The following is an 8,970-nucleotide window of genomic DNA, read 5'->3' on the forward strand; positions in this document are numbered from 1 at the left end:
TTGACATTTTTAATACCTCAATTAGAGATTGAAATATACATAGATGAACATTTAGAATTTAAATAAAAAGAGCTCAGTATAAATTCTATATATGAAACTATTTAATTTCACTTTTAAGCCATTCAGTTCTTATTTATTTTATTCTTTACATTAAACTACTAGATTTATCGTGGAGAACTTATTTAATTTAATATAAATAGTAAGGGTTTTTCAATTAATCGGGATGGAAATGATATTCCTTAAATATCATATTTTTTAACATCTTTGTAATTTCATATGTCTCAGTGAATCAGGATGAAAATCCTTTTGTAATTTCACAACTTACCTTTAATTAATTTTATATGATACGATGTGAGTATTTCATGAATATTTTAGAACAAAAGATAAATTATTTATTATAATACTAAATAATTCCATATATTAGTATTTAATTTACTTTAAATAGTAATATGCATGTTGTTGAGGGGGTTTGGAGTGTGGTTATATTAAATTATAACTGCTTGTTAGGATGTGCTTTAAATGACAAAACCATTGCTTGATGTTGTGTTCATGTCAGAGAAAAGAAAGGGAGTTCTTCTCTTGCTCAGAGATGGAGCTAAGGAGATGGAATATTTACTAAATTCCCTTGATACTACCAGGCAGGCATTGCTTCCTCAGATAAAGACACTTGAAGAACATTATCTTGTTAATAAATACGATGATATTTATGAATTAACAACAATTGGAGAACTTGTGACTGATGAGATAGTTCCTCTTTTAAATACTCTCGAAGTTTTGGATATAGGTGTTGATTATTGGGGAACTCATAACCTTGATTTTATCCCACCTCACCTATTGGGCAGAATTAATGAGCTTAGGAAATGTCAAGTGATAAAGCCTCACCTCAGTGAGATATATGACCTGAATAATACGATAACTAATTCATGCTATACTTCGAGTTCTGTTTACATAATTGCTGCATCTTTTCACCCTAGTTATCCTGCACTCTCCTCTGAAATGGCTAATAATAATGTAAATGTAAATGCTATATTCTCCAAAGATGCTCTCGAGCATTTGCAAAAGAACTACCATAAGTTCTTAGAAGACATGAAAGGAGTTAAATCATTTAATATTTATGCTCACCCCAATTTAGATTTAATGACACTTGTGGTTACTGACCATTATGTTATCATGCGTATACTAAGAAATAATAATGAGAGTGATGGGCAATACATTCTGTGCAACGACCCCGATGCTCTTAAATGGGGAAAAGAGTTGTTTGATTATTACTTGAAGGATTCCACACCAATCACCAAAATATAATTTGTTGCAGCAATAGGAAAGCAATATCTGCGACTTACATATATTACAAAATAGATAAGTTCGCTAAATATATCGTGGCGGCGATATGCTTTTATTAATAAATCACAATTGTTAATGGGAATGACTTTTATGGAATGAACCCATTTTAGAACTAGCTAGCAAGGTAAGATGAGGCGCCTCTCTCCTAACGAATCCGAGATGTTCCCCAACTGATCCACTCCCGTATTGCGGCTCATTTTCCCCCACGACCCGCAATACCTAGTAAGTTTTCAGAATATATAACCCAAGCCTTACTTAACTTTAGTTAACAGCTCATTTTAATAATCGGTATTAAAATAGAGGATTTGTATAAGGTTATACTAGTGATATAGTAACATAGATACTGATATTACTTCCTTTGTATAAGTGACCTATAGGAAATGTTGATATGCTACCTACCTCATAAAATAAGGGTGTGAACGTGTAGGCTTTTAGACCATGATCCTAAATGTGCAGGCCGGATATTATTTAACCTTGTGATGATCGAAGGAAAAAAGAATCTTGAAAAGCATAGAAACTCACATGATCAAATAGATATATTTTTATATGAATTAATATAATTATAAACTAGGCCGGGTTCATATCGTACCACCAACTTCAACCAACCACCAAATTTTCATCCGGCCAACCTTTTCTGATATTCCCACTCAATGAGTGGCCTCACTTACCTGCAGCATGGTCAGAATCCCATGACAGTTACAGGTGGTTGCTATGAAAAAGGAGCTATCTTTTATTCCCGGATGTTCCTGCGCGGTTTGCCTGAGGGTGAGAACATGCCTCATGACAGAAACCAGGTTTTGCCTTAGATCAATTCCTTTAATACCACCAATACCAGGCTTCATCTGGCAGCTCTCAAATACCTGCCCAGGATAAATCGAGGTCACTTCGCGAACATAGCTTGTAATGGTCCGGGGTTTCTCCCTGGCAAAGGTACGACAATAACTTTCCTGGCCGGGACAGTTGTCCGGGCATATCTCCCCGGGTTGCGCGTATGAGAAGAATATAGCGCCATGTTCAGAATAACTCCCTGCTACAATGTCTTTTGGGAAGGCAGCGACAAGGCTTTCGAAGAAAGCCATCATCTCTCCTTCATCCCTGGTGATGGAAAGCTTGCGCACAAGCCCTCCTTGCCCAAAGTCCAGGGCATCTGCCACTATGTCCGCAGCAGCATGAGATGTCACGGCAGGTATAATGAATTCAGGCAACCCGTGGGCCAGGAGAGAGAAGACATCATTCACATCCATCCGGTGAAAATAAGTACGCGATTCAGAAGTCATTTTTTCTTCAGTCTCTTTCCTTGCAGAAGGCTTTTGTGATGTATCCTTTCCCTGGCTGGCAGCCATGGAACTTATCGTATCAATAACACAACGCCTGTCATTTAATACAATCGCATTCAATGAAGCAGGTGCATTGGCATCAGCATCGATCACAAGTACAAAAGGGAAGCCCGCTTTCTTTGCGTATCTGAGGAAAGAGTCCCCTATCTTCCCACCGCCCAGGACGAGGTAGTATCCCCTGATCACAGGCAAAGACCCTACGAGGCGTATCCTCGAATTAATCAGTTCTACCATAGCAGGACACATTATATGGAGTATGGACCTGGCTTTTAAAGAAGTTACCCTTTGCATGGAAGATTAAGGACAGAATCCATATGCCCTTTAAGATGAGCATGAATAGTTGCCACATTATTATCCTGCGGAAGCTTTTCCACGATCATGTCTATATAGCCCCGCTCCCTGACAAGGCGCAAGGTCTCGGGAAAGTTGAGATCGAAAACCCATGAGAGCCTTGTAAGCCTCATGTCGTTGCAGGTCTTCACATTTGCAGTGCTTGCTATGCGGCAATTGAAGATGTCATCCAGCAGATTGTGCGAGTACTCGGGGATATCGGGCAGGCCCATATCCAGTGCAGGATTCGGAAAGGAATCCTTTTCAGAATAGTAATCTGTCAGGACTTTGAAGATATCCAGTTTGTCAGCATCCCTCACAAGTCTTGAGTGTAAAAGGCATTTGCTGTCAAGGCCATCGGGGATCCTGTACCTGTTATGATTTCCGATCGCCTGATAGATAGTATCCTGCTGCTCAGGAGATAAAACAGAGAGTATTCCCGCCGATTTCAGAACCTTTACACCCAGAAGTGCATGGTCCTCGGATTCCGAATCCCTGAAGGTCCTGTATCTGGACAACTGCTCAAAGCGGCCGATATCATGGAAAAGTGCGATGGTCATAGCAAGGTAATGCTCTTCACAGTCCAGCTTTTCAGAAGCCGAGATCAATGAGGCATTCTTGCATACTCTCAGACTGTGCCTTTCCTTGAGCTTGATGTTGCGGAGGATAAAACTGTCTTCCGAGTAGAAAGAACGTGCGTATTCCAGAAACCTCTTTTCAAGATCAGGGAACTTATCTCCTATCATCTGGTAGTCATTAACGCCTCGATCAGTATTGGATTTTTCTATGAAAAGTGATTATCAATTTGATTGCACAGTATGTTTAAATAAGAGCAATAACAAAATTTGATAGGTATACTAAGTGTGATGTCTTCCTTTTAAGGGCATCCATTTGTGTGATCTCAATGCTGCATATTTAAAGTGGGTTTAGTATGTTGCATTTGAAAGGGAGGAAACAATATGGTGGAAACAGCTATAACGAATAGTGTATATGGCCTGATAAATGTGTTAATCGCTTTTATTCCGCTTTTGATAGCCGTGATATTACTAATAATCATAGGCTGGATAGCGGGAAGAGCTCTGGGGAAAATCGGGTCTGCGATTCTTGACAAAGTAGGGCTGGATGACCTTATAAACAGGACATCCCTCGGGAGAATGATAGAAAGAACAGAGTTTACTGTTGTGCAATTATTTGACGCAGGTATAAGATGGTTCGTTTATCTGATCTTTGCAGTCATTATCATAGACCTTTTGCAGATACAGGTTGTAGCAGCTTTTATCACAAGCATAATCCTATACATCCCGTTAATACTATCCGCGCTGGCAGTTTTGATAATAGGCTTGCTTCTTGTCGATTTCCTGGCGGGCCTTGTTAAGAATATCATTATTGCGACCGGTATTGATGAACGCCTGGAACGAACATCCATTGGAAGCGGAATGAGAACCAGCGGAATGACATTTTCAGGACTTATAGCCGGCATTGTGAAGGTCTTTGGTTATCTGGTTTTCATAATGGCTGCACTGGATATCCTTAACCTGATACTCATTGCAGGCATTGTCGCAGCCATGATAGCATACCTGCCAAATCTGTTTGCCGGTGTCCTGATACTGGTCATAGGTCTTCTTGCAATAGACCTGTTCACGGACTATATTGGCAACTTCATGAGGAATATGAATGTTGAAGGCAGTGAGATATGGATGCCCGCTCTTCGGGGTTTCCTTGCATTGGTAGTAATCCTGCTTGCCCTTGATGCAATGCTAATAGATACGAGCATATTCTATATTCTCCTCAACCCGCTTGCCTGGGGAGTTGCAATCGTGGTTGCATTCAAGTGGGGTATAAAGGATGCCATTGTAGCTTATGCAAGAGAGAAGAAACAATAGAGCCAATTATAGGAAAGGCAGTAAAAAGCAGAACATCAATTAAACACCTGGCCCGGCTTACAAAGCCGGGTTTTTTCTTTATCTTTGCCAGTCCTGACAGAATTCAGGGTGGAAGCTTTTTTATATACTTACTCTTTCCTGTTATTATAGAGCTGGCGGGGACCCGATCATAATGAATATCAGTTTATCCGAAAGAGCAGCAAATATGCCGCCATTCCATGTTATGGAAGTACTTGAAAGAGCACAGGAACTGGAGAGAGAAGGCAGGAACATAATCCACCTTGAGATAGGGGAGCCTGATTTTCCCACTGCGCCACACGTATGCGAAGCTGCTGCTGCAGCGATGTGTTCAGGGAACACGAAGTACACTCACAGCCTGGGCATTCAGGAGCTCAGGGAAGCCATAGTTGAGGACTACATGCATAAGTATGGGGTCGTGATCAGCCCCGAGCAAGTGATAATCACATCTGGAACCAGTCCCGCCATGCTTTTGCTGTTCATCGCACTTATTAATCCCGGAGATGAAGTGATAATGTCAAACCCGCATTATGCGTGCTATCCTAATTTCGTGAGAGCAGTGAGCGGAGTTCCTGACTTCATCTATACAGACAGTAAAAGCGTATTTATACTGCAGCCTGAACAGGTTGCTGCGAGGATTAACAAAAAAACAAAAGCGATACTTATCAACTCACCCTCCAACCCCACAGGCCATGTAATGCCCCAGGGAACACTTAGAGGGATGGCAGATGTCGCCGGGGATGTGCCCATAATATCCGATGAGATATATCAGGGACTGGTATACGACGGCGAGGACCATACCATCCTTGAGTTCACAGATAATGCCTTTGTGCTTAATGGATTCTCCAAATTGTATGCCATGACAGGCTGGAGGCTGGGATACCTGATAGCTCCTAAAGCGTATGTTCGTACCTTGCAAAAGGTACAGCAGAACTTATTCATATCCACGAATGCCTTTGTGCAATATGCAGGTATCGCCGCGCTCCGGGGACCGCAGGATATGATAAAGGAGATGATCTCAACTTATGATGAAAGACGCCGCTATATGCTGAAACGCCTGAGAGGAATGGGATTTGAGGTTGAGGGCGAGCCCGGAGGAGCATACTACATACTTGCTGATGCCCGCCGATTCTCAGAAGATTCACTGGAGCTGAGCCGGAGAATACTTGAAGATACCGGTGTTGCTGTCACCCCTGGAATCGATTTTGGAAACGGTGCTGAAGGGCATCTGCGCTTTTCCTATGCGAACAGTAGGGAGAAAATAGAAGAAGGAATGGACAGACTTCAGACGTACCTTGCAATCAAAACCGGCACTTTTATATAAGATAACATCTCCCATCATTACATAGAATAGCTAATCCGAAAAACGGTAGGTTTTTATGACAACTGAAAGAACTGAAGATTACCTGAAAGCCATCGAAAAAGTTGTGGAAAGAAAAGGCTATGCCCAGGTAAAGGACGTTTCAAGGGAACTGGAGCTCAGTTCACCCAGCGTTACCGGAATGTTCAAGAAACTTACCAAGCTCGGATACATAAACTATGAGAAGTATGGCGGTGTCACGCTCACTGAAGAAGGAGAGAGGATCGCCAAATGCACAATGGAGAAACACGGCGTTATAAGGGATTTCCTCTTACTGCTTGGGCTTGACGAGGAAAATGCCAATCTTGATGCATGCAAGATCGAACACGTACTTGCGCCCGAAACATTTGAGATCCTTACAAAGTTTGTCGAGTTCATTGATATGAGAAGTGAATGGCCATACTGGCTGGACCACTTCAGGCACTTTTACACTACAGGCGAATATATCGATTGCAAGCCGTCCCAAAAAGAAGATTGTCCGATACACGGGAACAATAAAAAGTAATTATTAACGGCAAGACGTAGCGATAATGCAGTTGTGCACGCTGTTAACAAGAGTTACAGAGAGTGTATAGCATATTCAGCCGAACTGTTTTGCATGCAGAAACATATTAGCTATCGCGATATTGCTATATATCAAAAGCATGATTACCGTATCAGAGATTCTGCTAGGAGAAGGAACTGCTTAAAATGTCCGAGATCACGCTTGACATGCTCAAACCTGGGGAACTGGCAAGGATAACCAAAGTACGTGTAAAAGGTCCTGCCAGAAGGAAACTGCTAGACATGGGGATGGTCGCCGGTTCAGAAGTGGAACTTGTGAGAAAGGCACCACTGGGAGATCCTATCGAGTTCCAGATAAAGGGATATCACCTTTCGATAAGGAAAGAAGAGGCAAGTCAGATATTTGTTCAGATGATCGAGTGATGGAACCTGCCATTATCAGAAAAGACCTGCATACCGAAGTTACATGAATGAGGACCCTATGGAAAACACGAAAATCAGAGTTGCTCTTGCAGGGAATCCAAATGTGGGGAAGACCACATTGTTCAACGCAGTAACCGGTTCCCGGCAGCATGTGGGCAACTGGCCCGGTGTTACGGTTGAGAAAAAAACAGGAGTGAGGACATACAGGGGTTACGACATTGAGATCACCGACCTTCCTGGTACCTACAGCCTCACAGCATACTCACTGGATGAAATAGTTGCAAGAGACTATATCATAGAAGAAAAACCAGACATTGTTATCCAGATAGTTGACGCTTCAAATCTTGAGAGGAACCTCTACCTTACAACACAGTTAATGGAGCTTGAGACAGAGATGATCATAGCCCTTAACATGTGTGACCTTGCCCTGGAAAGAGGCGATAAACTCTACATCGACAAGATGCAGGAAATCCTTGCAGCACCAGTAGTGCAGACTGTGGCTAGCCGTGATATCGGCATCAATGAGCTTCTCGACAGGGTGATCGAGCAGAAACAGGACGATAAGTACCACGGACGTGAGATAGGCTACGGAGAGGTTATTGAGAGCAAGGTCCTTGAGATAGAGAAGATCCTGCTGACAGATCCGAGTCTTCAAAAGAAGTATCCTCTACGCTGGATGAGCATCAGATTGCTTGAAGGGGACGGGAACGTTAAGGCGAAGGTGGAAAAAAGCCCGGTGTCTACGGCCATCAATCAACTGCTTGCTTCCATTGACCAGGAAGAGTACGAGGCAGAGATAGCAGATAAAAGATATGTTGCCATCAATGCTATTTTTCCACAGATATGCACAAGATGCAATGTCAGACTGACAAAATCGGACATGATAGACAGGGTACTGACAAATAAATACTTAGGAATACCAATATTTCTGGCCCTGATGTGGGGAGCTTTTGAGCTTACTTTTGCATTCGCCACACCTTTCACCGACATGATAGAAAGAGCATTTGTATGGCTGGCGGTCAATGTGAGCTCCGGCCTGGAGCCGCAATGGCTGGCCTCGCTGATAGGAGACGGCATCATCGGGGGCGTCGGAGCTGTGCTTACATTTGTTCCGAACATTTTCATATTGTTCTTCCTACTATCCCTGCTCGAAGGTAGCGGATATCTTGCCAGGGCAGCATTCATAATGGACAGGCTCATGTATAAGATAGGCATGCATGGGAAATCCTTCATCCCATTGCTCATGGGATTTGGGTGCAATGTCCCTGCCATCATGGCCGCTCGCAGCATAGAGGATGAGAAGGACAGGCTTATTACTATACTGGTAGTGCCATTCATATCCTGCGGAGCGAGGCTTCCGATATATATACTTCTGGCTGGGGCCTTTTTCGGGAGACAGGCGGGGACCGTTGTGTTCTTCATGTATGTTCTTGGCATAGTAGTGGCAGTCGTATCTGCCAAACTCCTCAGGTCAACGATCGTGAAAGGTAAGCCCGCGCCATTCATCATGGAAATGCCACCTTACCGTGTACCCACACTCAGGACAAGCATTGTGCATATGTGGGATAATGGGGCGATGTACATCAAAAAAGCAGGAACCATCATACTGCTCGGAGTGGTAATAATATGGTCTCTGGCTTCATTCCCATGGGGAGTAGAATATGGAAGCGAGGGAAGTTATGTCGGCATGATAGGCCACTCCTTCGCACCCCTCCTTGAACCCCTCGGTTTTGACTGGAAGATGACCGTAGCCCTTGTGTTTGGTTTAGTGGCA

General features: G+C 42.9%; 8 protein-coding genes. 6 read left to right on the plus strand and 2 right to left on the minus strand.

Annotated features, from left to right (window positions below; genetic code table 11):
• The first annotated feature begins 519 nt into the window (after positions 1 to 519).
• Positions 520 to 1,302 carry a winged helix-turn-helix domain-containing protein gene (locus Q8J68_RS01300; protein ID WP_305309765.1) on the plus strand — a complete coding sequence of 261 codons (783 nt, stop codon included), beginning with the start codon at positions 520 to 522 and terminating at the stop codon, positions 1,300 to 1,302.
• Positions 1,303 to 1,988: 686 nt separating this feature from the next.
• On the opposite strand, the gene Q8J68_RS01305 is transcribed toward Q8J68_RS01300, so the two are convergent.
• Both Q8J68_RS01305 and Q8J68_RS01310 read right to left on the minus strand, forming a co-directional pair.
• Positions 1,989 to 2,912: a hypothetical protein gene (locus Q8J68_RS01305; RefSeq protein WP_305309766.1), complete on the minus strand. Its 924-nt coding sequence runs from the start codon at positions 2,910 to 2,912 to the stop codon at positions 1,989 to 1,991.
• A 44-nt stretch (positions 2,913 to 2,956) separates the two neighbouring features.
• Complete coding sequence (locus Q8J68_RS01310) at positions 2,957 to 3,754, minus strand: HD domain-containing protein (protein WP_305309767.1); 798 nt, start codon at positions 3,752 to 3,754, stop codon at positions 2,957 to 2,959.
• A gap of 213 nt (positions 3,755 to 3,967) precedes the next feature.
• Between Q8J68_RS01310 and Q8J68_RS01315 the strand changes: the two genes are divergently transcribed.
• The 5 genes from Q8J68_RS01315 to feoB all read left to right on the plus strand — a co-directional run.
• Positions 3,968 to 4,891: a hypothetical protein gene (locus Q8J68_RS01315; protein ID WP_305309768.1), complete on the plus strand. Its 924-nt coding sequence runs from the start codon at positions 3,968 to 3,970 to the stop codon at positions 4,889 to 4,891.
• Positions 4,892 to 5,063: 172 nt separating this feature from the next.
• On the plus strand, positions 5,064 to 6,233 hold the full coding sequence (locus Q8J68_RS01320) for a pyridoxal phosphate-dependent aminotransferase (protein WP_305309769.1): 1,170 nt from the start codon (positions 5,064 to 5,066) through the stop codon (positions 6,231 to 6,233).
• A gap of 55 nt (positions 6,234 to 6,288) precedes the next feature.
• Entirely contained in the window at positions 6,289 to 6,774 is a 486-nt protein-coding gene (locus tag Q8J68_RS01325; protein ID WP_015052832.1) for a metal-dependent transcriptional regulator, read from the plus strand.
• 185 nt (positions 6,775 to 6,959) lie between these two features.
• On the plus strand, positions 6,960 to 7,196 hold the full coding sequence (locus Q8J68_RS01330; RefSeq protein ID WP_305309770.1) for a FeoA family protein: 237 nt from the start codon (positions 6,960 to 6,962) through the stop codon (positions 7,194 to 7,196).
• Positions 7,197 to 7,254: 58 nt separating this feature from the next.
• Positions 7,255 to 8,970, plus strand: a 1,716-nt coding sequence (feoB, locus tag Q8J68_RS01335; RefSeq protein WP_305309771.1) for a ferrous iron transport protein B, incomplete at its 3' end; no start/stop codon positions are given.

The organism is Methanolobus sp. (genome assembly GCF_030682845.1).
Taxonomy (GTDB): domain Archaea; phylum Halobacteriota; class Methanosarcinia; order Methanosarcinales; family Methanosarcinaceae; genus Methanolobus.

Excerpts from the sequence above, each read along its gene's own strand:
- Q8J68_RS01300 (WP_305309765.1), top strand. The coding sequence starts at position 520 with ATGACAAAACCATTGCTTGATGTTGTGTTCATGTCAGAGAAAAGAAAG.
- Q8J68_RS01305 (WP_305309766.1), bottom strand. The coding sequence starts at position 2,912 with ATGGTAGAACTGATTAATTCGAGGATACGCCTCGTAGGGTCTTTGCCT.
- Q8J68_RS01310 (WP_305309767.1), bottom strand. The coding sequence starts at position 3,754 with ATGATAGGAGATAAGTTCCCTGATCTTGAAAAGAGGTTTCTGGAATAC.
- Q8J68_RS01315 (WP_305309768.1), top strand. The coding sequence starts at position 3,968 with ATGGTGGAAACAGCTATAACGAATAGTGTATATGGCCTGATAAATGTG.
- Q8J68_RS01320 (WP_305309769.1), top strand. The coding sequence starts at position 5,064 with ATGAATATCAGTTTATCCGAAAGAGCAGCAAATATGCCGCCATTCCAT.
- Q8J68_RS01325 (WP_015052832.1), top strand. The coding sequence starts at position 6,289 with ATGACAACTGAAAGAACTGAAGATTACCTGAAAGCCATCGAAAAAGTT.
- Q8J68_RS01330 (WP_305309770.1), top strand. The coding sequence starts at position 6,960 with ATGTCCGAGATCACGCTTGACATGCTCAAACCTGGGGAACTGGCAAGG.